The sequence below is a fragment of the Verrucomicrobiia bacterium genome, from assembly GCA_035629175.1.
Taxonomy (GTDB): Bacteria; Verrucomicrobiota; Verrucomicrobiia; order Limisphaerales; family DASXHY01; genus DASXHY01.
The window spans coordinates 26336-50069 of sequence record DASPIL010000080.1; the positions used below are offsets into that span (position 1 = coordinate 26336).

Sequence of the window (23734 nt, forward strand, 5' to 3'; positions counted from 1 at the left end):
GCCATCGAAGATTTATGGAGACGACAGTTCGCGTCGAGAACCTGAAAAAGATCTACTTCGAGGAAGGCCGTGGCGAGGTGCGGGCCGTCGATGGAATCAGCTTCAGCTGCCAGCCGGGTGAAATATTCGGCCTTCTGGGCGCGAACGGCGCTGGCAAGACGACGACACTTCGAGTGCTTGCCACCATTCTCCAGCCGACTTCCGGAACCGCGGCGCTGATGGGCCATGACACCGTGCGCGAACCCGAATGGGTGCGGCGGAGCCTCGGATTTTATTCGGCGAGCACAGCGTTGTATCCACGGCTCACAGCGCGCGAGACGCTGGAATTTTTCGCCAGGATCAACGGTTATCCGACCCAGCGTGTTAAGGCGCGCGTGGATCACTTGATCGCACGCTTTGGAATTTCCGAGTACGCGGACGCGAGGGTGGATCGGCTTTCCCAGGGCATGAAGCAGAAGGTGTCGATTGCACGGACGGTGGTGCACGACCCGCCGGTTGTGATTTTCGACGAGCCGACCGTTGGGTTGGACGTGCTGAATGCGATCGAAATGCAGAAGGTCATTGCGGAGTTTCGCACGGAAGGTAAGACCATTCTCTTTTCCACCCACATCATGAGCGAAGCCGAGCGTTTATGTGATCGGATCGCGATTGTGCATCGGGGAAAAATTCACGCGTCCGACACGCTGCCGGCGCTTCGCAGCGCCAGCGGCAAGCATTATCTCGAGGACATCTTTGTTCATTTCGTCGAGCGCGCCAACGCAGGGTCCCTGCCTCTTCTTGAGGTTCCATGAATGTGCGGGTTTCCACGGTCTGGATCCTGTTCCGCCATGAACTGCGCATGATCCTGCGGGACAGGCGCACGCTCATCACGGCGGTCATCGTGCCGATGCTGGTCACGCCGCTCGTGCTGGCATCCTCGTCATGGACACGCAAGCAACGCGAGGCGGTCCTGCAGAGCACCACATATAAGTATGCTGTCGCGGGTGAAGCGCGCGACCAGATCCGCGAGTGGATCACGACTGCGATCGAACAGCGTGACCTAAAGGCTGGAACGAACGGCGCCGGGTTGTTGCGCCTGGAGGAAGAGACTGCGATCACCAATGCCGTCGAGGCGCTGCACGCCGCCACGATTCATTTTTTTGTGGAGGGTGTCCGCGAGGTGAAGACCAATTCGACCGGAGAAGTAACGCCGGAACCGTTGCCGACACTGCGGTTTGTCTATCGTGGTGACCGCGACGATTCGCTCAAGGGACAGCAGGAACTCGAGGAACAACTGGAGCGAATGCGCAAGCGCGGCCGCGAGGACCTGCTTCGCGAAAGGGGATTTCCAGTCCGTGTGGAACAGGTGGCGGTTGTAGAACCCGTGGATCTCGCATCGAAGGCCCAAGTGGCCGGGCGCACGCTGGGCAAGATGATCTCGCTCTTTTTGCTGGTCCTGGTTTTCAGTGGCGGGGCTGTGGTGGCGAATGACCTCCTCGCGGGAGAAAAGGAGCGTGGCACGCTGGAAACCCTGCTGACGAGCAGCGCTTCCCGGACCGACATTATAGCTTCGAAACAGTTGGTGATCTTCGCCATCGCGACCTTCATCACCATCATGCAGGTGATGAACCTGCTCGTGTACGTGGGTTTCAAGGTCATCCCCGTTTCAGCGAATCTGTCTGCCGCGGTGACGCCAGCTGTTGCCTTGCTGTTACTGGCGTTGTTCCTGCCCATGACCGGGCTCGTTGCGGGGCTTTTGTTGCTGGGATCGGGCTACGCCAAGACGTACAAGGAGGCGCAGTTGTACTTTCTTCCGATGCTGGTGATCTGCGTTCTCCCGGCGCTCGCCCCGATTTTTCCAGACCTTCCGTTGCGGTCGCTCGTTGTCTTGATTCCGATTGCGAACGTTGGTGTCGCGGCGAAGGAGATCCTTGTCGGCGTGTTCGACTGGCCGATGATTGCGCTGGCGTGGATCGTGACGGCCGGGACAGGACTGTGGGTTACGCGGATCACGATCTCGTTGTTGTCCGCAGAGCGATTGATGAATGCGGGGGGCGGTCAACTCTCGCCGACCGACGGCGCGGGGCGGTTCAGCCGGCATGTGGTTGCGTGGTTCGCGACGTTGTGGGCGGTGCTCTGGGTCGTGAACAGTTACACGGCGCGCGCGGACATTCGGGTGCAATTGCTGGTCAACCTGGTGGGACTTTTCCTGGGCGCTTCACTGCTGATCCTTTGGCGCTATCCACTCAATTGGGGCGAGATGCTGGCGTGGCGCGGTCCGAAACCGCTTGTCTGGCTGGGCGTGGTGTGTGCGATTCCGGGTGGCGTGCTGACTGCGAGTGGGCTGGCGCGACTGGCGAGCCAGTTTGTGCCAGTGTCGGAGGAGATGCTTGAGGAGTTCTCCCGCACATTGATTCCAGAAGGCATCACGACAGCGGAACTGTTGTTCTTCCTGGCAGTGCTGCCCGGGTTTTGCGAGGAGTTCGCATTTCGTGGATTGCTGCTCCACGGTTTGCGTCGCCGGTTTCATCCCGTGGCTCTCGTGGTTGTTGTCGGGTTGGTGTTCGGGATCTTTCACTTCGCGCTGTTCCGTTTCGCGGGCACCGCATTTCTGGGAATGCTGCTCGCGGCCGTGACCTTGATCACGGGTTCGATTTTCCCAGCAATGGTGTGGCATGCGGGAAATAATGCGCTGGGCGTGATCGCGTCGCAGGCGGAAGTGCCGGTCGCCGAGCTGGACGGATGGATGTATGGGGCGGGGGTTGTGCTGCTTGCGGTGGCGTTCTGGATTTTCTGGCGCGAGCGCCAGCCGGCCGCGGGATTGCGGTGGAGGCGATGAGCTTGTTGCCTTTGACGTAAACATGTTGCGCCGCTGTCGCAATATCTGGCGAACGTCAGCTCCGGACGAGCGTCCTGCTTACACAAACGAAGACACAATCGCCGACCTCGATAGGAGCGGCGTGAAATTGTTTCGAACCTAATTCCGGGCTGGGACCGGAGCTCACGAATTGTTTTGAGACGCGGCTCAAACGATCCGCTGGATTCCTCGAAGATTCATGCTACAGTCTCAGCCGCTTTGCGCTCGGTGGCGCGCGCGATACAACATGACTCAATTTGAAGCCAGGTTCAGCGGCATCGGCCGCTTGTTCGGAAGCGACGGCGCACAGCGCCTTCGCGATGCCCACGTGTGTGTCATCGGAATCGGCGGCGTGGGTTCATGGGCCGTTGAAGCGCTCGCACGGTCAGGCGTCGGACAGCTCACTCTCGTGGACCTTGACGACGTCTGCATCAGCAACGTCAACCGCCAACTGCACGCACTCACGGGGACCTTTGGCAAACCCAAGGTCGAGGTGATGGCCGAGCGAGCGCGGCTGATCCAACCGGACTGCCAGGTCAACGCGCGACAGGAATTTTTTCTGCAATCCAACGCCGATTCCATTCTCAACACGCGATTCGATTATGTCTTCGATGCGATCGACCGCGTCTCGATGAAGGCGCTGCTGATCGCATCGTGTGTTCAGCGGGGAATTCCGATCATCACCGCAGGTGGCGCGGGCGGGCGTCGCAATCCCGCAGCCATCGAAGTTTCCGACCTCGCGTTCTCTTGCAATGACCGTTTGCTGAAACACGTGAGAAAGGAACTGCGTTCCAAGCACAGCTTTACTCAGGCCGACAAGCCGTTCGGCGTGAAGTGTGTTTTCTCCCGGGAACCTGTCGTCTTTGCACAGGCGGACGGTTCGGTCTCCTGCGAGCGCGGCGATACCACGGATTTCCGAATCGATTGCAGCACTGGATTTGGAACCGCCAGTTTCGTGACGGGAACATTCGGACTCATTGCGGCCGGCCAAATCGTCGAGCACCTGGCGTCAACAGAGGCTGCAGTTATGCAGCGTGTCGAAACAGGATGCGATGCTTCCCGGCCTAGCGCTTGATCAACGTCGCGAAGGCGCGCTGAAAGTTTTCGTGAACCTGCTGCGCGAGTTGCTCGAGCGGTTCTTCCAGCAACTCGGCTGCGAACGCATAAACAGCGCGCAGGTTGGCGGGATGGTTCAGGGGTTTACCGTTCGAACCCGGGGGAAGAGGAAATTCAATGCGCGCTTCGGGGAGGCATTGGTCGGGGGCATCGGTTTCAACCAGCAATCGATCCGGCGGAATGTGGCGGAAAGTCTCGCGCTGCCGTTCTTTTCGTTCGTGCGCAAAATATCCTGGCAGCGAAAAATACCCGCCAAGATCCGCGAGCTGCCCAATCATCTCCCTTGGTCCGCCAAAGGAATGGAGAACGAACCCGCAGGCCGGCCGCGGCTCGCGCTTTAGAATTTCCAGCAGCCTGCCCCAGGCCTGCAGGCAATGAATGCTCACGGGCAGGTTGCGCTCCGATGCCATGCGCAGCTGCCAGACAAATACCTCCTCCTGCAGTGGCAGATCGTGATCCCGAATCCATTTGTCCAAACCAATTTCCCCAATCGCTGCAGGGACCGAATCCACCAAGCCTGTCAGCGTCTGCTTCCAGTGCTCGCTGCGTTCGCGCACATACCACGGGTGATATCCAAACGACGGGATGACCTGCGGAACACGGCGGGCGAGTTCCCGGACCTGCGGCCAGTCCTCCTCGCAGGAGCCATTCACGACCATCCACTCCACGTTGGCGCGCGGAAGTTCCTGAAGGATCGATTCAAGGTGCGGCCCGAGGCGCTCGTCCTGCAGGTGGTTGTGGGCGTCGCAAAGACGCAACGTCGAAACGCTCACGGCCGGGAGGAAATCCAGAGGGAATGGAGAGGCGCAAGTTTCCTGAGCTCCGCGCGAATTTCGGTCCAGATGCGATACTCGAGAATGCACCGCCGGAAAATTCCCGCTGCCGCGACCTGTGCCGCGAATTTTTCACGAACCTGGTGTTCGATGCGATCGTATTCTGCCCGCTTCCTGCGTTCAGCGCCATCGGCAACGATTCGGTTCTGTGGCATGAGGTCACTCTATCGCGCGGCCAAGCCTTGTCCAGCCGGCTCCTATCCTCATCAAGGATGATGCGGGATAGTCGCGGGTGCATTTAAGATATTGGCGGATCGATCCTCGCCGTCTTGAATAGCTCGCATCAACCGTGAACATCTGCCCGCACATGGTTTCATTTTTTTCTATCGTCGCTTCGCGCCAAACCGTCGTTCGCCTCGCAGCGTTGCTTTCCGCTGGACTGGCAATTGTTCAATCGCCGCTGCAAGGCGCGGAATCACCACAATCCCGCAATCGCGGCGGCGGGCCCGACCGCGGAGTCTACAAGGCCCGCATCGAGCCACATTGGTTCGGCGACAATTCAAAATTCTGGTATCGAAACGATCTGAGTGGCGGTGCCCGCGAATTCATCCTTGTAGCTGCCGCCACTGGCACGCGTCAGGCGGCATTTGATCATGCGCGGCTTGCCGAATCCCTGTCTCGGGCTGCGGGCGAATCATTTTCCGGGGACCGTCTGCCGTTCTCGGAAATCGAATTCGCCAATTCCGGCGCGAGTGTTCGATTCAATGCCGCGGGGAAGCAGTGGAAATGCGATTTGAGCTCTTACCGCTGTGAAGTTGTGACCAACGACGCGCAAGCTGCGTTGCACCACAATGTGACGGCCACCCCGATGCTTGCTGCGGCGGAAGCCCATCCTGAAATGAATCCGCAGGAGGACGACGATGAACGACCGAGGCGGGGCGCGGAAAGCGGCCGCCGCGCGGGGCGTGCGGTCACGTCTCCCGATGGCAAGTGGTCGGCAAGCGTGCGCGAATTCAATGTTGTCCTCCGTGAGCAGGCCAATGGAATGGAGACGGTCCTCACGAGCGATGGAGTCGAGACCAATTATTACATGCAGCTCGAATGGTCGCCTGATTCCAAATCGCTCGTGGCATGGCAATTGGAACCTGGCGACCAGAAGGAGGTGTACCTGGTGCAATCCTCTCCACCGAGCGGCGGTCGCGCTGTGTTGCGGAAGCGGCCGTATGCGCTGCCGGGTGACCGCTTCAGCCGATATGCAGTCAACTTTTTCGACGTGGCTGCGCGAAAACGGACTGCCCCCGCAGTGGACCGTTTCGAGCACCAGTGGGAACGTCCCCGCGTGCGCTGGCATCCCGATCAACGGCGGTTCGCGTATCAACAAGTTGATCGTGGACATCGGCGCCTTCGCGTGATCGAGGTTCATTGCGATACCGGATCCGCGCGCAACATCATTGATGAAAAGTCGGAGACGTTTATCTGGACCGCCCACACGGAGAGTCTGAATCTCCGTTACGTCAACTGGCTCGAAAAGTCCGACGAGATCGTTTACGTGTCGGAAAAGGACGGGTGGCGCCATATGTATCTTGTGGACGCCGCCACTGGGCAGATTCGAAACCCAATCACACAAGGGGAATGGGTGGTTCGCGGCATCGACCGTATTGATGAAGAGAAGCGACAGATCTGGTTTCGTGGGGCGGGCAGGAATCGAGGCGAGGATCCTTACTTCATCCATCATTATCGTGTGGACTTCGATGGCTCCGGCCTTGTCGCGCTCACGGAAGGCAACGGCACGCACGCGGTTCAATTCTCGCCAGATCGCCAGTTCGTCATCGACACCTACAGCCGTGTGGACATGCCGCCTGTGCATGAACTCCGCCGCTCTGCCGACGGCGTGAAGGTAGTGGAACTTGAACGCGCTGACATCAGGGAGCTGAAAGAATCGGGATGGGAGGCTCCCGAGGTTTTTGTGGCGAAGGGCCGCGACGGGACGACCGACATCTGGGGCATCATTTGCCGCCCGCGCGCGTTCGACGCACAGAAGAAGCATCCCGTCCTGGAGCAAATATACGCGGGCCCGCAGAGCGCGTATGTGCCGAAGTCCTTCAGCGCGCAGCGCCGATTCTCCGCAATGACTGACATGGGATTCATCGTGGTGCAGATGGATGGCATGGGAACGGCGTTTCGTTCCAAGGCGTTTCACGATGTCTGCTACAAGAATCTTAAGGACGCAGGTTTTGCGGATCGCATCCTCTGGCATAAAGCGGCGGCGGCCAAGTATCCGTATTATGACATTGATCGCGTTGGCGTGTATGGAACGTCGGCGGGGGGCCAGAATGCAGGCGGCGCAGTGTTGTTCCATCCTGAATTCTACAAGGCAGCGGTTGCGAACTGCGGCTGCCACGACAACCGCATGGACAAGGCATCATGGAACGAGCAGTGGATGGGTTACCCGGTCGGGCCGCAATACTCCGAGTCGTCAAACATCGACAACGCGGGCAAGCTCGGCGGTGCGCTGTTCCTCGTGGTGGGCGAGATGGACAGCAATGTTCCGCCGGAATCGACGCTTCGATTTGCCGACGCCCTGATTGCGGCGGGAAAAGATTTCGATATGCTGGTCGTGCCGGGCGCGGAGCATGGGACTGGCGGCCGTTACGGCTCCTACGTTCAGCGGCGCACGCGCGAATTTTTCGCGCGCCACCTGTTGAATACGAGCGGCGGCGTGGCGGGCTCGACCACTCGGGCGCAGGCCAGCCAGCGTAACTAATGCCATGTTTAAAGCGTCTCCGGCTTTGTGCCTCGTTTGCGGTCCACCCCGCGGATGAGGCGTTTCACATGTGGTTAAACAGACGCAGCACGACGTAAACATCCAACCTATGAAAACACGCATTCTATTCGGAGCAATGGCGCTGATTGCCAGTTCGGTTCTGGCAGCTGATTCCGGCGCGAAGGACGAGATAAAAGCCGCCGCCAAAAAGCTTGGCGACAATTATTCCTGGAAGACGACGATTGAAAACGCCGGCGGCGGCGGCGGTGGCGGACGGGGCCTGGGCGGACCTGCGGAAGGCAAGACGGCCGGTGGAACCACGTGGCTGTCACTTGCCCGTCGCGATACCACCACGGACGCCTATATGACGGGAATGGACAAGGGTGCAATCAAGACGGATGAAGGCTGGCGATCCTTATCCGAATTGACGCAGGATGCAGGCGGCGGCGGCGGTGGATTCAATCCAACGGCATGGCTCGCGCGCACCGTTCGGAATTACAAGGCTCCCGCCACGCAAGCTGCGGAACTTGCCGAACAGACCAAAGCGTTGACCAAGGAAGGTGATGCGTATTCTGGCGAGCTGACAGAGGAAGGCGCAAAGGCTTTGCTGTCGTTTCGCGGTGGTGGCGGCCAGGGGCCCACGGTTCAGAACGCCAAGGGAACGGTGAAGTATTGGGTCGCTGACGGAAAAATTACCAAGTACCAGTACAACGTGAAGGGGACCATTTCCTTCAATGACAACGACCGTGAAGTCGATCGCACAATCACGACAGAGATCAAAGAAGTAGGCACCACGAAGGTCGAAGTGCCGGCAGACGCGAAAGCGAAGATGTCCTAGAGTCCCGTCTTGATTTGGAAACCAAATCTAAAAATACCGGCAGCCTGTCTTGGACGGGCTGCCGGTTTCTTTTTCGGTGTGCTGCGGGGGCAACCCGCTGTCGTGGGCAAGTGGCAACGACGGTCGCGCGTTTAACGCTGAAGCAAGCTGAAGCCTGAGCCCTTACAACTATGAATCATTGGCGTCACACTTTCATTCTCATCGCGATCTGTTTTGCGTTCCATTCGCCCGGTCAATCATCATCAACAAACTCATCCCCGCGCGTGTATCGCGATCGTGTCGAAGCGAATTGGTTCGCCGATGCTGCGGGCAAAACCAATCGATTCTGGTATCGCGTGGCGATCGCCCGTGGTGAGCACGCGTTCGTGGTAGTCGATGCCCAGGAAGGAACCCGCGCTCCCGCCTTTGATCATGCGCGCGTCGCGCAGGAACTGGCGCGTCAAGCCGGCGCCGGGATTTCCTCGAATCAGTTGCCGATCGATGCGTTGGATTTTTTGCGCGACGGCAAAACAATGAAGTTTCGGTCGGCGGGAACGGATTGGATCCTCAATCTTGAAACGCATGCGCTGGAACGATCTGTGGCGGCAACGTCCGAATCGAGTCTGCCCGCGTCCCGCACTCCACGGCCTTCCGTCACCACGGGAGCCGAGACATCCATTCGCTTCGAGAACCGTCTGCCGCGCGAATTGAACTTTTTCTGGATTGATCCCGATGGCAATCGCCAGCGCTACGGCACGCTGCGTCCAGGCGAAACGCGGGAGCAGCATACGTATGCTGGCCATGTCTGGATGGCCACGGAGCAGAACGGCGACATTCTTGCAGTATTCCAGGCCGAAGCCCGACATGGGGCAGCGGTGATCGACGGGTTGGTTCCGGCCGAACCGCAGCGCAGCCGGCGGAGTGAGCGCGCGGGGCGTTTGAGTTCGTCCGGCGGACGCTCGCCTGATCAGAACTGGGAAGTGATTGTTCGCGGCCATAATCTCTTTCTTCGCGATGCGCGCAACGGCAAGGAGCGGCAACTGACACATGATGCCAATCCCGACAGTTCCTACGCGCGAAACGCCGATGCGGAACGCTCAGTGGAATTGAATTACGAATCGCGCGACCCCGAGGCGCCTATCCCGGAAATCTACTGGGCACCCGACTCGAAACACTTTGTTGCGATGCGGTTAAAATCCGGCACGCAGCGCCGCGTTTACATTGTGGAGTCATCGCCCGAAGACCAGTTGCAGCCGAAGCTGATTTCTTATCCATACCTGAAGCCGGGCGATGAGGTTCCGATCCGCAAGCCGCATCTGTTCGATGTGGAGCAGGGACGTCGAATCGAAACCAGCGACGCCTTGTTTTCCAACCCGTGGTCGATCAGTGACGTGCGGTGGGATCGGGATTCACGGCGTTTCACGTTTGTTTACAACCAGCGCGGACACCAGGTGTTGCGGGTCGTAGCAATCAATGCGGATGACGGGAGCTCGACGAGCATTGTCGACGAGCAGAGCAAAACCTTCATCAACTATTCCGGGAAGTTCTTTTGCGAATTCATGGAGGAGTCCAGCGAGCTTATCTGGATGTCGGAACGCGACGGTTGGAATCACCTGTATCTTTACGACGCGCGAACAGGGCGGGTGAAGAACCAGATCACGCGCGGTGAGTGGGTGGTGCGAAGTGTGGATCGGGTTGATCGCGAGCAGCGTTGCATCTGGCTGCAGGTAAGCGGCATTCGCGCAGACGAGGATCCGTATCACGTGCATCAGGCGCGCGTGAACTTCGATGGAACCGGGTTTGCCGTCTTGACCGAATCCGATGGAACACATTCCGTGCAGTATTCTCCGGACCGCACGTTTGCGGTCGTGACGTGGTCTCGCGTAGATCAGCCGCCGGTGACGGAGTTGCGGAGAACGCGCAATGGAAAGATCATCCTGAAGCTGGAAGAAACGGACGCATCGGAGCTGTATGCGTCAGGCTGGAAACCTCCGGAACGCTTTGTCGCCAAGGGCCGGGATGGGGTCACGGATATATTTGGCGTCATTTTCCGGCCGAAGGATTTCACTCCGTCGCGGCGATATCCGGTCGTAGAGAATATTTATGCGGGACCGCAGGACTCATTTGCGCCGAAAGCGTTTCGGACGAACTACCCGCACCAGAAGCTCGCCGATTGCGGTTTCATTGTGGTCCAGTTGGACGGCATGGGAACGGCGAATCGTTCCAAGAAATTTCACGACATTTGTTTCAAAAATCTGGCCGACGCCGGATTTCCCGATCGGATCCTGTGGATCAAGGCGGCCGCAGCGAAATACTCCTACATGGATCTGAATCGGGTCGGGATCTATGGCACCTCGGCTGGCGGCCAGAATGCGCTGCGCGGGATGCTGGATCATGGCGACTTTTACAAGGCGTGCGTTTCGGATTCGGCGTGCCACGACAACCGGATGGACAAGATCTGGTGGAACGAGCAGTGGATGGGCTGGCCTGTCGACGAGAGTTACGTGAAGTCTTCGAATGTAGCGGACGCGCACAAGCTGCGCGGCAAACTGTTGTTGATGACGGGTGAGCTGGATCGCAATGTCGATCCCGCCAGCACCATGCAGGTGGTGAATGCACTGGTGAAGGCGGATCGGGATTTCGAGATGCTGATCGTTCCCAACGTGGGCCATGGCGCCGCGCGATCGCCCTATGGAGGGCGCAAGCTGCAGGAGTTCTTCGTCCGCGCGTTTCATGACAAGGAGTGGAACAACGTCAGTGCCCACGTGGAAAACGGAACGAATTGATTTTATGGATGATACCTACCGCCCGCCGGGATGCATTGGTTCTGCTGCGCGCCGACGCGCGACTTATTTCGGGCGTCTCTTCTTCGCTTTTCTGCTGCAAATCGCTGCGGTTGCCGGAGCGGCTACAACCGCGGATGACAACCTGAACGCGTTTTTCAAAGACTACCTGGAAGAACGATTTCGGCAGCAGCCGCTGGATGCCACGCGTTTGGGTGATCATCGATTCGATCACTTGCTCGACGACATCTCCGCCGAGGCGCGCGCGCGCTGGCTTGCCTCTGCCCGCAGCGCGCTGAAGAATCTTTCGCGCAAGGTAATGTTCAAGGAACTGTCGCGCGACGGGCAGATCGACTTCGAGATTTTTCAGACGGATCTCAAGGCGCAGATATGGAATCTCGAGAATCGGAAACCGTTCGCCGAGGATCCGCGGGTTTACGGCAGTTACATCAACGAGAGCATTTACCTGTTGCTCGTGCAATCCACGCTTCCAACGGAGACGAACATTGCCAACTCCATCGCACGCATCCGCGAGATCCCCCGCATTATAAGTGAAGCGAAGAAGAGCCTGGCGCGGCCGCCGAAAACCGTGCTGGAAACGGCCGTTCGCCAGAATCGCGGTGCAATCGGCTTTTTCGAAACTGAAATATTCACCCTCGCTGGAGATACTCCGCAGCGCGAGGAGTTGAAGTCGGCGATTCAGCCGGCGCTTGTCGCGATCCGCGATTTTCAGAATTTTCTCGAAGGCGAATTGATGGATCGCGCGACAGGTGAGTGGCGGCTGGGACGCCGCAAGTTCAACCAGAAGTTCGCGCTCGAGACCGATGCGGGAGTCTCCGCTGAACAGACTCTCGCGGATGCGGAGGCAGAGTTTGAGCGGGTTCGCCGCGACATGTACGTGGTGTGCCGCCAGTTGTGGAGCAGGTATTTCTCGAAGTCGCCGCTGCCTCCGGATGACGCGGAGGGACGCCGCACGACGATTATGCGCGTCGTCCACGCAGTGAGCCAGGAGCATGGCAAGCCGGAGAACCTGCTTAAGGACGCGCAGGCGACTGTCGCGAGCATTCGCAATTTCATCCGCGACCACAACATACTGCGCCTGCCGGAACCCGATCGATGTCAGGTGATCGAGATGCCTGAGTTCCGTCGGGGAAATTCGCTGGCCTACCTGGAGAATGCGCCACCGCTGGATCCGGGAGCCGATAGTTTTTACGCCATCAGCCCGCCGCCCGCGGATTGGGGACCCGAGCGCGTGAAGAGTTTTCTTGAGGAATACAACGAGCACATGCTGCAGATCCTTACGATTCATGAGGCGTATCCCGGGCACTACGTGCAGCTGGAATATGCCAATCGTGCCGCATCGCTGATTCGACGCGTCCTGATGTCGGGCGTGATGGTCGAGGGATGGGCGGTATACACGGAGCAGATGATGCTAGATCAGGGGTATGGCGGGGGAGACCTGCGGCTGCGCTTGATGCAGTTGAAGTTCTATTTGCGCGCCGTGGTCAACGCGATTCTGGATCAACGAATGCATTGCGAAGGCATGACCGACGAAGAAGCAATGGACCTGATGGTAAAAGGCGCATTCCAGTCGGAGGGCGAGGCTCGGTTGAAGGTCATTCGCGCCAAGCAAAGTTCCGTTCAGCTCAGCACCTATTTCGTTGGGCGCATGGCGCATTACCGATTGCGGCAGAATTTGCAACGGCAGCTTGGCGAGCAATTCGACCTGGGGCGTTTCCATGAAGCGGTGATGGCGCACGGTTCGGTTCCTGTGAAGTATCTGCCCGAACTTGTTGGGAGGCAACTGTCGCTCACGCAATGAGAACTTCAATGCGCGAGCACCTCGCGGCGATTGCAATGACGTTTCCGTCGCGACAAGCTGCTGATAGCTCTTCGCATTCAATTCGCCTGTCATGAGTCCCACCTCGGTTCCTGCTACTCCGCTCGCTGAAGTTCCGTTCCAATCGCATCCGCGAGGGCTGCGCACGCTGTTCTTCACAGAGATGTGGGAACGCTTCAGCTACTATGGGATGAGGGCGCTGCTGGTTTTGTTCATGATGGATGCCGTTCGCGGTGGCATGGGCATGGATGAAAAAACTGCGAATGCAATCTATGGAATCTACACCGGTGCGGTCTACCTGCTTGCGCTGCCGGGCGGCTGGCTGGCTGATCGGCTGTGGGGCGCGCAGCGGGCCGTCTGGTACGGTGGAATCGTCATAGCCATAGGGCATTTCACGCTCGCCATTCCGCGGGCTGAAGCGTTTTTCCTCGGGCTGATGTTCGTGGCGCTGGGCAGCGGGATTCTGAAACCAAACATGAGCACCCTGGTGGGAGACTTGTATCCCGAAGGCGGCACGCGGCGGGATTCGGGATTCACGATTTTTTACATGGGCGTCAACCTGGGTGCCTTCATAGGACCTCTCGTCTGCAGCGCGCTTGGCGAGAAAGTGAACTGGCACTATGGCTTTGCGGCCGCTGGAGTTGGAATGGTGCTCGGCTTGATTCAGTTCCGACTAACGCGCCATCACCTGGGTTCAGCCGGAATCGAGCGCGGCTCCAACGCCCCTCTTCACCTGCTGGAAAAGGTGGGACTGTTCGGCGGCGTTGGTGGCGCGGTTGTGGTGATCGCCCTCACGATGACTCGGGTCATCAGTTTCGATGCTGTGGCGATTGCCCGCGGATTGACCGCAGTAATTCTGGGGATCGCCGCCGTGTACTTCGCCAGCCTGTTTCTATTCAGCGGCCTGACGCGCGTGGAACGCCAGCGTGTAGGATTGATACTGGTGTTGTTCCTGGCGTCCGCGCTGTTCTGGGCTGGCTTTGAGCAAGGCGGATCATCGCTGAACATCTTCGCGGAACGCTTCACGGAACGGCAATGGACCTGGCTCTTCCGATTCGAAATTCCCGCAGGCTGGTTCCAGTCATTGGGCGCGGTTTTCATCATCATGTTTGCGCCGGTATTTGCGTCGTTTTGGATCCACCTCGGCCGGCGCAATCTGGATCCGTCCATACCGGCCAAGTTTGGCCTGGGATTGCTGCTGCTCGCGGTGGGATTTCTTGTGATGGTTGGAGCTTCCGCAGTCATCGTTTCGGGGAATCGCGCGTCGCCGAACTGGCTGATTTTAACCTATTTGTTCCACACCTTCGGCGAGCTGTGCCTCAGCCCGGTCGGACTCAGCTCCGTGACCAAACTCGCGCCGCGCCGGCTCGTTGGGCAGATGATGGGCACGTGGTTTTTGGCGACCGCCCTGGGCAATGTGCTGGCGGGGTTGCTGGCGGGAGAATTCAAGGTCGACGCGCCCGGAGAATGGTCGGGTCTTTACCTGAACATCGTGATTGCGCCTGCCGCCGGGGGATTGTTGCTGATCCTGTTCGCCAAACCGATCAAGAGATTGATGGCCGGGGCGAAGTGATCGGATTGGCCCGGAGCGCAGTCTTTCCAGGCACGAATCTTTTGACGATCAGTGGTATCGCCACGAATGGAGTCACTGGAGGTCTTTTCGCCGTGGCGGCTGGAACGACGAACTTGATCCGCGGTATCAGGCTCGACAACGCCGCGCTTGCCGGCGATGGCGCGGTGCTCGTGAATGCGGGTTCGACAATGCTCCAGGATTGTCTGGTTGAATCTCACCATCGACGGCTCCGCACTGGCGAATGGCATCACTATCGATGGCAATGACGCAGGTCGTGTCATCGAAGTAGCGGAAGGCGTTACGAATGTTTTGATTCGTGAAACAATCACGGGTGGCACTGCCCCAGGCATCCTCAACTTTGGCAATTTAAGGCTCTTCGACTGCACGATTGCCGCGAATCAAAGCGCTGGCGACGGCATGGCATTTACAGTTCCGATGCCATTCTTGAGATGACTCGCTGTGCTGTGTCTGGCAACACGGGAAATTACGGGGGAGGCATTTTGGCTGGACTGGGCGGAAGCGCAGGTTTCACCAACTGCACGTTCTCAGGAAATCATTCGCGCTTCAGCGGCCATCGCGACTTATTTCACATCTCTCTCTGTGATCGACGGCCAAAACTCCACGGAATTTCTCGCCCCGGCGTTTCCTCCAAACATTGAGGCCGGTGCCAGCTTCACCGTGAAACCTCGTGTTGCCGTTGGACCAATGGTCGAATCTTGGGCCTGCGTCAGAAACGCCACCCGGTTCGGGACAATTCATTTTCGGCGATGTGCAGGCGACAAACCGGCCAGCCGGTTCTATCGCGTTCGCTCGCCGTAGCTGGAGCGCGCTGGCACGTCTGCGGTATTGCCGCCTCAACGGTGTTCAAGAAAGTGCTAACCCCCGGGGGAAAATTCGCGTAGAAAGGTGGCAGCCATTCCGCCATGAACACCGAAATCCGTTCAATGGACTCCAAATCATGAATCCAAGCTATTCAGTCAAACGTGTTCTTTCACCATGCAGCCTGGTGCTTCTGTTGTTGTTGCTCAATGCGAGCGGCCAAACGTACTCGATCAATTGGCACACCATCGACGGAGGCGGAGGCACCAGCACTGGTGGCGTATACTCGGTGACGGGAACCATCGGGCAGCCCGACGCGAGCCCCACCCCTATGTCGGGTGGAAGTTATACGATCAATGGCGGCTTCTGGGGGAACATCTCCGTCATTCAAACGCCAGGAGCGCCTTTCCTTTCCGTTCTGCGTACCACCACGAATACGGTGGTCATTTCGTGGCCGTCGCCGTCGGCGGGTTTTGTTCTTCAGACCAACTCAAATCTGGGATCAACCAATTGGGGAAACATCCCGGCTGTTTCAGACAACGGCGCGATCAAGTTCATCATCGTCAATCCTCCTCTCGGCAATCGCTTCTTCCGGCTGTTCCGTCCGCTCTGAGGCACTGGCGCTCCGATGTCGGCCGGTGCGTGGGTGCATCCTGACACGGCCCGAAGCCGTTACGCGGGAGGAGCGCGGCTTTTACGCCCCCTTGAGCGAGCGCGAACGCCAGGATTATCATTTCCACGGCTTGCTGAAAATCGCGCAGATGTCGTGCGGCTCTCAAGCTCGGCTGCTCCATCGAAAATGTGAACCGCTCAACCTCAACTCTCAACTTTTCCTTCCCACATTGACTTCACTGATCTGGGAATTGAGAGTCCAGAAGTCGTAGATCACGCCGATGCCGAGTAATCCGAGCGTGAGGAGATAGAGGATGCCGGTTCCCCATTTGTGCATGTAAAAGCGGTGAATGCCGAACACGCCCAGGAACGTGAGGAGAATCCAGGCGACGGAATAATCGACATCGCCGGCGACATATCGCCGTTCGGCCTGTCGGTCCATGGATGGAATTAAGAACAGGTCTATGAACCATCCGATCAGGAACAAGCCTGCGGTGAAAAACCAGATCGTACCTGTGACTGGTTTTCCGAAATAGAATCGGTGGGCACCGGTGAATCCGAAGATCCAGAGAACGTATCCAATCACCGTGCTATGCGTTTGTCGTTGTTGATTCACGCGGCGAACCTACGCCCCAGCCCCAGAACAGCAACTACACGGCGCCGGTGGATTTGTAAAACCCGGCAGGATGATTCGGAGTTTTGACGCCCTGATCCGGTCTGATGCCGCCACGACGACAGCCGTTTGAAATAAAAGCTGGAGACGCTGAATACGCCGATTGCCTGGCTTCCACGGGGGACAACAAGACGAGGTCAACCTCCCCGTCGGTTTTCTTCGAACATTTCGGCCGGCATAGGATGTTGGAGTTCCCAGACCATTTTAATCGGGCATTCATCTTCGTGACTCACACGTCTTCCGGGACCCAAATAAACGAACGGAACCGGACTGCCCTGTCGGTCTCGTTTCGGTATATGCCGAAGAACAGGTGAGATGTTCTGATCTGAGCGTTTCAGGCGCGGCTCGTTGGCCTTCGGTTGTGACATGGAAGCATGGCACAGGGTGTGCGGTACCGATGGTGTGAGTATCGCAGGGCAAAGCACGCGGAGGTTGGTGGAGCGGCGGCGCGGGATCCGCCGCAAGATTTGCATCCTCGGATTCGTGATGCTTGGGCTCGTGGTTCCAACCTACTTTGTGATGCCGGTCACGATCTGGTTCCTCTTCTCCCTCGCCTTATTTTGGGTCATTGACCATTTCTTTATTGGCTGGGCGGATTTCATCATCCGACGCGAAGGGCATGCGCAGCGCGGCGCCGAAGCGGAGGAGAGCGTGGGCGATGTATTGAATCGGCTCCCACCAGCCGGGTACCTGGTGATCCACGATGTGATTGCCTATTTTGGGAACATCGATCACGTCGTTGTCCGAAAAGATGGCGCGGTCTTCCTGATTGAGACGAAGGCCCACGCGGGCACGATCAATCATCGTCGCGCGCATCAGTTCGTGAACCAAACGCTTAGAAACATTTATTGGCTTCGAGACTTCCTCAAATCCCAGACTGGCATTGAACCGTGGATCAACGCTGCCATCGTGTTCCCGAATGCATACGTTAGCGTTCGTGGCGAGTTGCGGGGAATCAGCATCATCCATCTCAACTTTTTGGAACGTTGGATGAGTCGCCAAACTAAAGTTGAAACGACCGCCAGGAATTTGTGGTCCCAGCGCGAGACGGTCCGGACAATTCTGACGGTATCCCGCAGTTGATTTCCTGCAATCTTCAGTCGTTGGGCCAGCCCGCGTCATCGCGGGAGAAACTGGTGAACGCTTCCGAATGAGGAGAACGCGCGGCTTCGGCTCTCTGCTATCTCCGCGTCCTCCTGTTTAATGCCCTCGTCCTTGGTGGCCTTAGTTTGTCGGGTTCGGAAGAGCGCCTTTTTGCGTCGCAGGTTTTTGAGGGCGCACCTGCACCGCGGCACGCGTGGGGTATAGAGATAAGCCCGTCCGTTCTTCTGGAACCGGAGCGCCCGTTTCTTGACCAGCCGGTTCAAAAGAGTTTTGAAGGTTTTGGGATGCCCTTCGTCCTTCGGCAATGCCTCAATGATCTCCTTGGCTGAGATGGGATGCCGCGACCAGACCACTTTCATTAGGTCCCATTCGGTTTCGGTGAAGGGACAGCCAAGCCGAATTAGAAGCACGGCGATACAGCAGGTTTTGGAAACCTGCTACGAGCTTCCTCACCTCCTTCTTTGCGGCCTTCGCGAACGCCGTGTGAGGTTATCTTTGTCTGCACACGCCGCCCCGGAGTAAATGCACTCATTGTAATCCGAGCGTCTCGTAGTCTATCAATTGCCCGTCCAATCCATTCAACACGGAGCCGTGAGGACCGGCGCATATGTCGTGCGTCACTTCGCAATTCCGTGAAACCAACCAACAACCGAAACTCCGGAAGGAGATCCCAATGAACAAAACACAACTGTTCGGTAAAGTGCTGCTGGTGGCATCCGCGCTCCTTATGAGCACCCATCAATCCAACGCAGCGGGCTCAAGCGGGTATCATGGAAGCATCTATTGGTTTACTTATTACACCGGCAGCGGATCGGCTTCGCTCACCGGCTCGGGCGGCAACTGGCGCGGCACATGGACTGCAGGCATTACCGACGCGCTTACAGGCAAGGGCTGGTGGCCAGGTTCCGTGCGAAATGTCGGATACAACTGCGGCCAGTTGAGCGGCAACTGGCATCTCCTGGCCCTCTATGGATGGGCTCCCTACAACACGCGGGAGTGGTACATCACTGACTTCGGAAACAATTCCGGAACATCCTTCGGCACCATCAACAGCGACGGCGGCACTTATACGGTGTATCGTCAGATCGTCAGCAGCACGTTTCAGCAGTACAAGAACGATCGGACTGCAAACCGTTCCATTGGAGTGAACTACACGATCACGATGGCCAACCACAAGAACAAGTGGACATCGCTTGGCTGGAGCTGGGGAACCGTGCGGGAAACGGTCATGGCCAGCGAGGCGTTCGGCGGCCCTGGCGTGGTTAACTGCACGGTCTGGTAACTGCCTCGCCACACCTGATCCAACCACAACAACAACCACAAAGGCCGGCAGGCCGGAACCTGCCGGCCTCCTCCCTCACCAGCATCCTAACTGCCCGGAGGAGCGTTGATCACCCAGCACGGGCTTAACCCAGTATCCAGTCCGGTATGAACAACGAGTTTCGTCGCAATACATCCTTGCTGTTGAACATCTTTCTTGGCATTACCGTCGTTTCACTCGTAATGCAGCGGAGGGTTTCGGAGCCTGCAATTTACTCCGACGATGGAGGTTTTGCGGAATTTCACACCGTTATGGCACACACGGAGGTGGAGGACGAGGGGACGTTTGAACCGGTTGCCGAGCGGAGTTTGCCCGACTACGCAGCCATTGCATCCCCAAGCGAACGGCGCCGCCTGATCATTGACCAGCTGCGAGCGATGGGTGCGCCCAACGAGCTTCTGGGACGGGTCGCCCGCGTGGATTTCGAAATGGAATGGGAACGCCAATTCGCGGCGTGCAGCGGCGACATGGAAAAACTGGCTGCAGTCCAGTTGGACATGAATTTGAGCAAGGATGCCGAAATGCGCGCAGCCCTCGGCGAGGAGGGCTTCAGGCAATGGGACCGGAACTACATGCTCTGGGAAGCAATGAGCACCAAGGTCGATGTAAATCAAGCTGAGGCTGGCGCGCTTTACAGTTCCAAGAAGAAGCTTCAACAACGCCTGCTTGAACTCGACAAGGCAAGGTTGAACGGCTCCATGGACGACGCGCAGATCACGGAGGCAATCGACACCGCTTATGCGGAATTTCATGGCACGATGAAGGACGTCCTCGGCACTGAACGGTACGCAAAATCGCAGCAGATGGACGAGACCTTCGTCAAAGACAGTTTCCGTCATCAACTCGCGAAGGCGAACCCGACCGATGCCCAATTTGACGCGTTGTTCAAAGTGGAAACTGAATGGAACAAGGCGCGAATGGAGATTGAGGAACAGTTCCAGGGCAACACGTTTTCACCTGAGTACGGGGAGAAACTGCGGGCGCTGGACGCGCTTCGCGATGCAGAATTCCAGACAGTTCTGGGGGAGGCCGCGTTCGACGCCCTTCGCAAATCCGAGGACCCGGCGTACGTGCGCATGAAAAAGTTTCAAGGCGCATGGGGGCTCGACGAGCGCGATCTTGATTTCATCTACGATACAATGGGCGACTATCACAAGGGCGTTGAAAGCTACCAGGCGGAGGTCCTCGCCCGGCAGGCAAAGGGGGAGAATGTGGACTGGGATTCCGTAACCAGGAATCTGCAAGCATCCGCTGAGGCAGCCCAGCGCGCGTTACAGGAACGGTTGGGCCAGGAAAGTTTCAGCAAGTTGCAGCGCAACCGCGTGCTGCGCTGGGCTTCCCTGGCTTCGAGCCCGCTGCAGCATGGTTCTCCCCAGGCACCCTGAGACAGTCCCATCCCAATGTTGAAAGATAACCTGTGATTTCATTTATGAGCCGAACAACATTTTATCGGACCTCTATTGTTTTGAACGTCCTGCTCTTTATGGCCGCAGCCCTTCTCTTTCTGCGCAGGCCTGAAGTTATGCCCGTGGCAGAAACTGCGCCCGTTGAAGAGATGATCCCCGCACCACGGCCGCGCGCCACCAAGCCAGCAGCGGCACGCTTTCCTGACGCAGCGTCAGCATCAGACCAGCGCCGATGGGTCGTGGATCAATTGCGGTTGATGGGTGTTCCGAACAGGGTTCTTGGACGGATCGTTCTGGACGACTTGGATTGGGCCTGGAACAAGCGCGGCGGCGAGGTGTCGCTGCAAACTCACGGAGATCCCGATACAATGGCGGCGTTGAAACTGGAGAACGCGTCGAGCCTCGATTCTGAAATGCGTGCTGCACTGGGCGAGGAGGGATTCCTGCAATGGGACCATGAAAATATGCAGCGTGAAGCGAACAGGGGTCGCATTCCTTTATCGACTGCGGAGGCGGAAAGAACCTACGGCTTGTGGAAGCAACTGCAGAAACGGGAGCTGGAACTCAAGAAAGCCGTTGTGAAGGGCGACATCGACGATGCCGATGCCGCGGATGCCTTCGCGCGGGCGGCGTCCGAGTACGAACTGCAACTCAAGGGGCTTCTCGGCGAAGCGCGCTATGCGAAATCACAGGGACTGGACGAATTGGAAGCGGCCACATTGTGGCAGAATCTGGCGCAGGTGAACTCCAGTGATTCCCAGTTTCAGGCGCTCCTGAATTCGCAGAAGTCCTGGAACGAGCAGAGAGCTGCGCTCGACAAGCAATTTCAAGGCGGCGAATCGCAGACGGCTTACGCAGCTCAAATCAAGGCGCTGGACGCTGCGCGCGAAGAGGAGTATAGGCGCGTTCTCGGTGATACAGTCTTCGAGACGCTAAACAAGCAGCAGGACGCCAGCTACAACCAGATGAAGAAACATCAAGCACTCTGGGAGCTCGACGACAGCAGCATCAATTCGGTTTACGGCACGATGAAGTATTACGAGCGGACGGCTGAGGATTATCAGGCGCAGGCTCGCGCCCTTGAAGCTGATGGGAGACCGGTGGACTGGAATGCAGTGAGCAAAAACCTTGAGCAATTCGCGAGGGAGACTGAGCAGGCTCTGCAGGATCATCTCGGGAAGGACAGGTTCGACCGCATGGCGCGCAACGGCGTGTTTCAGTTAGGATCGCGCGATTTAAGCGCGCATGTGAAGCCATCGCAGTAACTCAATCACGTGACCAGGCAAGCCTCTTTCACGCCCGCCTCGGCCCGTGCACTGAACGATCTGTTCGCGGGTGCAACGATGCTCGCAGGTTTAACGGCGAGGACCGCTCAAGTCCGAACGCCGCCAATCCGTCATACGTCGTATTGGCGAGGCGGGCAAAATACACCAGAAGTGTTGCCAATCATTGAAGCCAAAACGAAACATCGCCTTTCACATGCAAGCGCTGCCTGTCCCACCTTCGATTGAAACCCCACACTTGCCGTCGTTCGCCTTAGACACCGCCCGCCATCGCAGCCGGAAGGCGTTCATTGCCGAAGCCTCGGGTGGAACGCCGCGCATAGCGAAGGTCATCGAATACATGCTCGCCCACCTGCACATGCCGTTGTGTGCCTCGGAATTGAGCGCCATCGCGGGCGTGTCCACGTCGCACTTTTTCTCCGTGTTCAAATCGGCTACGGGCGAGAGTCCGATGGACTTCCTGATCCGGCTTCGGATGAGCCGCGCATGCGAACTGTTGCGCGACCGGTCCGTGAAGGTGAAGGACGTTGCAAGGCTGATCGGCTACGACGACGAGTTCTATTTCTCCCGGGCGTTCAAAGGGATGACGGGGCTCGCCCCCAGCGCGTATCGGGATCAATTCGGTTCGGAGCCATCGTCGCGTGCGCCCTCAGCTTCGATGATGGAGCTGGCGGCAAGTGACAGCAGCTGCCGGCGAACTCTTGCGCGGGGCACTGCACGCGTGCCACGATGCGCATGATGAAGAATCCGAAGTTCTGTTTCAGGAGCATCGCCGCAGCTGTGATATTGCTGGCGCTGCCCGGTTGCCACACACCAGGCGAGGGATCACGGATTGAATCTCTTTCAACCGAGGTTGCGAGCCGCATAGTGGAGGATGGCGGCACCGGAGCTTATCCGGCATTGATGGCATCCGACAGCACGCTGCCCACGCACACGGTATTCCGCCCCAAGGACCTCAGCGGGTTCGGCAGGAAGACGAGGCTTCCGATCATCGCCTGGGGCAACGGCGCCTGCGCGAATTCTCCGTGGGAACATGTGAACTTTCTGTCCGAAGTGGCGTCGCATGGATTCCTTGTGATTGCGATCGGGCCGATGCCGGCTGAGGGGCAGCGCGGTGGTTCCGGCGGTCCAACGAAGTCGCCGCTACTGACCGACGCCATCGATTGGGCGATCGCGCAGAACACCAACAGGTCGAGCCAGTATTTCAACAAGCTCGACGTGGGCGGGATTGCAGTTGCGGGCATGTCGTGCGGAGGATTGCAGGCATTGGAGACGGCGCCGGATCCGCGCGTGAAGTCGGTGATGGTTTGCAACAGCGGGATTCTTGGCAATCCTGGCGCGGGCAGGGGAGGCATGCCGCGCCTTGCGAAGGAGCATCTCTCCAAACTCCATACGCCGGTGATTTACATTTTGGGTGGCGAGCGGGATATCGCCTACAGCAATGGCATGGATGACGTTCGCCGGATCGATCACGTTCCTGTGTTTGCGGCTAACCTGAACGTCGGTCATGGCGGCACGTACGCGCAGCCGCACGGCGGAGATTTCGCGAAGGTGGCGACGGCCTGGTTTCAGTGGCAACTCAAGGGCGACCGAAAATCAGCAAAGATGTTTGAAGGTGAACCGTCCGGCGTGGCGAGGATGGAAGGCTGGAAGGTTGAGAAGAAAAACCTGCCGTAAAGCCGCGGCACAGACGCACGTTCCAGTCCGAGCTGGAACATCTGGTTCGTGCCCGATGTTGACCAGGAGGACGAAGACGCAGGCCTGGGTCGCCGACTTCCCTTTCGGCTGGGCGCTGGAAATGCGATGCGGCTGAGGTGTTTTGCGTGCACGATTTCCGGAGCGCCGACTTGCAGTCGGCTTAAAGCTCAATGCCGGCTGACGCAGATATTCGTGCGGGATTGGTCGTTCTGTCCGGTATGGGTTTCAGTTGTCAGCATTTCAGCATTTGGTTTGAGAATCTCGGTGGTTGAACTTCCTCTCTTCAATTCGTGCGTGCCTCGTGGGGATTCAGTTT

General features: G+C 58.1%; 19 protein-coding genes. 16 read left to right on the top strand and 3 right to left on the bottom strand.

Annotated elements, in window-relative coordinates; genetic code table 11:
* Positions 1–14: 14 nt before the first annotated feature.
* The 3 genes from VEH04_14780 to VEH04_14790 all read left to right on the top strand — a co-directional run bounded on the left by VEH04_14780 (position 15) and on the right by VEH04_14790 (position 3911).
* Positions 15–791 (top strand): ABC transporter ATP-binding protein, encoded by a 777-nt coding sequence (locus tag VEH04_14780; protein ID HYG24042.1) that lies wholly within the window; start codon positions 15–17, stop codon positions 789–791.
* Positions 788–2818, top strand: a complete 2031-nt coding sequence (locus tag VEH04_14785; protein ID HYG24043.1) for an ABC transporter permease subunit — start codon at positions 788–790, stop codon at positions 2816–2818. Before VEH04_14780 ends, VEH04_14785 begins: the two co-directional genes overlap by 4 nt.
* A 265-nt stretch (positions 2819–3083) precedes the next feature.
* Complete coding sequence (locus VEH04_14790) at positions 3084–3911, top strand: tRNA threonylcarbamoyladenosine dehydratase (GenBank protein HYG24044.1); 828 nt, start codon at positions 3084–3086, stop codon at positions 3909–3911.
* Here VEH04_14790 and VEH04_14795 read toward each other — a convergent pair.
* Both VEH04_14795 and VEH04_14800 read right to left on the bottom strand, forming a co-directional pair.
* Positions 3901–4725, bottom strand: a complete 825-nt coding sequence (locus VEH04_14795) for a TatD family hydrolase (protein HYG24045.1) — start codon at positions 4723–4725, stop codon at positions 3901–3903. The genes VEH04_14790 and VEH04_14795 overlap by 11 nt on opposite strands.
* Positions 4722–4940 (bottom strand): hypothetical protein, encoded by a 219-nt coding sequence (locus VEH04_14800; GenBank protein ID HYG24046.1) that lies wholly within the window; start codon positions 4938–4940, stop codon positions 4722–4724. Before VEH04_14800 ends, VEH04_14795 begins: the two co-directional genes overlap by 4 nt.
* A 152-nt stretch (positions 4941–5092) precedes the next feature.
* On the opposite strand from VEH04_14800, the gene VEH04_14805 reads away from it, so the two are divergent.
* The 7 genes from VEH04_14805 (at position 5093) to VEH04_14835 (ending at position 15934) form a co-directional block, all read left to right on the top strand.
* Positions 5093–7489: a prolyl oligopeptidase family serine peptidase gene (locus VEH04_14805; protein ID HYG24047.1), complete on the top strand. Its 2397-nt coding sequence runs from the start codon at positions 5093–5095 to the stop codon at positions 7487–7489.
* Positions 7490–7598: 109 nt separating this feature from the next.
* A complete protein-coding gene (locus VEH04_14810; protein HYG24048.1) occupies positions 7599–8327 on the top strand; it encodes a hypothetical protein in 729 nt (242 codons plus the stop codon).
* Between the two features lie 170 nt (positions 8328–8497).
* Entirely contained in the window at positions 8498–11092 is a 2595-nt protein-coding gene (locus VEH04_14815) for a DPP IV N-terminal domain-containing protein (GenBank protein ID HYG24049.1), read from the top strand.
* A 4-nt stretch (positions 11093–11096) separates the two neighbouring features.
* The gene (locus VEH04_14820; GenBank protein ID HYG24050.1) at positions 11097–12911 is read left to right on the top strand and encodes a DUF885 domain-containing protein; all 1815 of its coding nucleotides are present in this window, start codon (positions 11097–11099) and stop codon (positions 12909–12911) included.
* Between the two features lie 91 nt (positions 12912–13002).
* The gene (locus VEH04_14825) at positions 13003–14502 is read left to right on the top strand and encodes a peptide MFS transporter (GenBank protein HYG24051.1); all 1500 of its coding nucleotides are present in this window, start codon (positions 13003–13005) and stop codon (positions 14500–14502) included.
* The gene (locus tag VEH04_14830; GenBank protein ID HYG24052.1) at positions 14499–14768 is read left to right on the top strand and encodes a hypothetical protein; all 270 of its coding nucleotides are present in this window, start codon (positions 14499–14501) and stop codon (positions 14766–14768) included. Before VEH04_14825 ends, VEH04_14830 begins: the two co-directional genes overlap by 4 nt.
* Positions 14769–15460: 692 nt before the next feature.
* Positions 15461–15934, top strand: a complete 474-nt coding sequence (locus VEH04_14835; protein HYG24053.1) for a hypothetical protein — start codon at positions 15461–15463, stop codon at positions 15932–15934.
* A gap of 210 nt (positions 15935–16144) precedes the next feature.
* Here VEH04_14835 and VEH04_14840 read toward each other — a convergent pair whose 3' ends face one another.
* Entirely contained in the window at positions 16145–16549 is a 405-nt protein-coding gene (locus VEH04_14840) for a TM2 domain-containing protein (GenBank protein ID HYG24054.1), read from the bottom strand.
* Positions 16550–16972: 423 nt separating this feature from the next.
* Here VEH04_14840 and VEH04_14845 point away from each other — a divergent pair, with 423 nt between their 5' ends.
* The 6 genes from VEH04_14845 (at position 16973) to VEH04_14870 (ending at position 23397) form a co-directional block, all read left to right on the top strand.
* Positions 16973–17689: a nuclease-related domain-containing protein gene (locus VEH04_14845; GenBank protein ID HYG24055.1), complete on the top strand. Its 717-nt coding sequence runs from the start codon at positions 16973–16975 to the stop codon at positions 17687–17689.
* A 694-nt stretch (positions 17690–18383) separates the two neighbouring features.
* Positions 18384–18992 carry a glycoside hydrolase family 11 protein gene (locus VEH04_14850; protein HYG24056.1) on the top strand — a complete coding sequence of 203 codons (609 nt, stop codon included), beginning with the start codon at positions 18384–18386 and terminating at the stop codon, positions 18990–18992.
* A gap of 146 nt (positions 18993–19138) precedes the next feature.
* Positions 19139–20416, top strand: a complete 1278-nt coding sequence (locus VEH04_14855; protein ID HYG24057.1) for a hypothetical protein — start codon at positions 19139–19141, stop codon at positions 20414–20416.
* Positions 20417–20460: 44 nt separating this feature from the next.
* Complete coding sequence (locus tag VEH04_14860; protein ID HYG24058.1) at positions 20461–21702, top strand: hypothetical protein; 1242 nt, start codon at positions 20461–20463, stop codon at positions 21700–21702.
* 214 nt (positions 21703–21916) lie between these two features.
* Positions 21917–22459 carry an AraC family transcriptional regulator gene (locus VEH04_14865; GenBank protein ID HYG24059.1) on the top strand — a complete coding sequence of 181 codons (543 nt, stop codon included), beginning with the start codon at positions 21917–21919 and terminating at the stop codon, positions 22457–22459.
* Positions 22456–23397: an alpha/beta hydrolase gene (locus VEH04_14870; protein ID HYG24060.1), complete on the top strand. Its 942-nt coding sequence runs from the start codon at positions 22456–22458 to the stop codon at positions 23395–23397. The genes VEH04_14865 and VEH04_14870 overlap by 4 nt, the downstream gene beginning before the upstream one ends.
* Positions 23398–23734 lie beyond the last annotated feature (337 nt).

What these genes read in the sequence shown, in the direction of transcription:
- VEH04_14780 (HYG24042.1), top strand. Translation starts at nt 15, where the DNA reads ATGGAGACGACAGTTCGCGTCGAGAACCTGAAAAAGATCTACTTCGAG.
- VEH04_14785 (HYG24043.1), top strand. Translation starts at nt 788, where the DNA reads ATGAATGTGCGGGTTTCCACGGTCTGGATCCTGTTCCGCCATGAACTG.
- VEH04_14790 (HYG24044.1), top strand. Translation starts at nt 3,084, where the DNA reads ATGACTCAATTTGAAGCCAGGTTCAGCGGCATCGGCCGCTTGTTCGGA.
- VEH04_14800 (HYG24046.1), bottom strand. Translation starts at nt 4,940, where the DNA reads ATGCCACAGAACCGAATCGTTGCCGATGGCGCTGAACGCAGGAAGCGG.
- VEH04_14805 (HYG24047.1), top strand. Translation starts at nt 5,093, where the DNA reads ATGGTTTCATTTTTTTCTATCGTCGCTTCGCGCCAAACCGTCGTTCGC.
- VEH04_14810 (HYG24048.1), top strand. Translation starts at nt 7,599, where the DNA reads ATGAAAACACGCATTCTATTCGGAGCAATGGCGCTGATTGCCAGTTCG.
- VEH04_14815 (HYG24049.1), top strand. Translation starts at nt 8,498, where the DNA reads ATGAATCATTGGCGTCACACTTTCATTCTCATCGCGATCTGTTTTGCG.
- VEH04_14820 (HYG24050.1), top strand. Translation starts at nt 11,097, where the DNA reads ATGGATGATACCTACCGCCCGCCGGGATGCATTGGTTCTGCTGCGCGC.
- VEH04_14825 (HYG24051.1), top strand. Translation starts at nt 13,003, where the DNA reads ATGAGTCCCACCTCGGTTCCTGCTACTCCGCTCGCTGAAGTTCCGTTC.
- VEH04_14835 (HYG24053.1), top strand. Translation starts at nt 15,461, where the DNA reads ATGAATCCAAGCTATTCAGTCAAACGTGTTCTTTCACCATGCAGCCTG.
- VEH04_14845 (HYG24055.1), top strand. Translation starts at nt 16,973, where the DNA reads ATGGAAGCATGGCACAGGGTGTGCGGTACCGATGGTGTGAGTATCGCA.
- VEH04_14850 (HYG24056.1), top strand. Translation starts at nt 18,384, where the DNA reads ATGAACAAAACACAACTGTTCGGTAAAGTGCTGCTGGTGGCATCCGCG.
- VEH04_14855 (HYG24057.1), top strand. Translation starts at nt 19,139, where the DNA reads ATGAACAACGAGTTTCGTCGCAATACATCCTTGCTGTTGAACATCTTT.
- VEH04_14860 (HYG24058.1), top strand. Translation starts at nt 20,461, where the DNA reads ATGAGCCGAACAACATTTTATCGGACCTCTATTGTTTTGAACGTCCTG.
- VEH04_14865 (HYG24059.1), top strand. Translation starts at nt 21,917, where the DNA reads ATGCAAGCGCTGCCTGTCCCACCTTCGATTGAAACCCCACACTTGCCG.
- VEH04_14870 (HYG24060.1), top strand. Translation starts at nt 22,456, where the DNA reads ATGATGAAGAATCCGAAGTTCTGTTTCAGGAGCATCGCCGCAGCTGTG.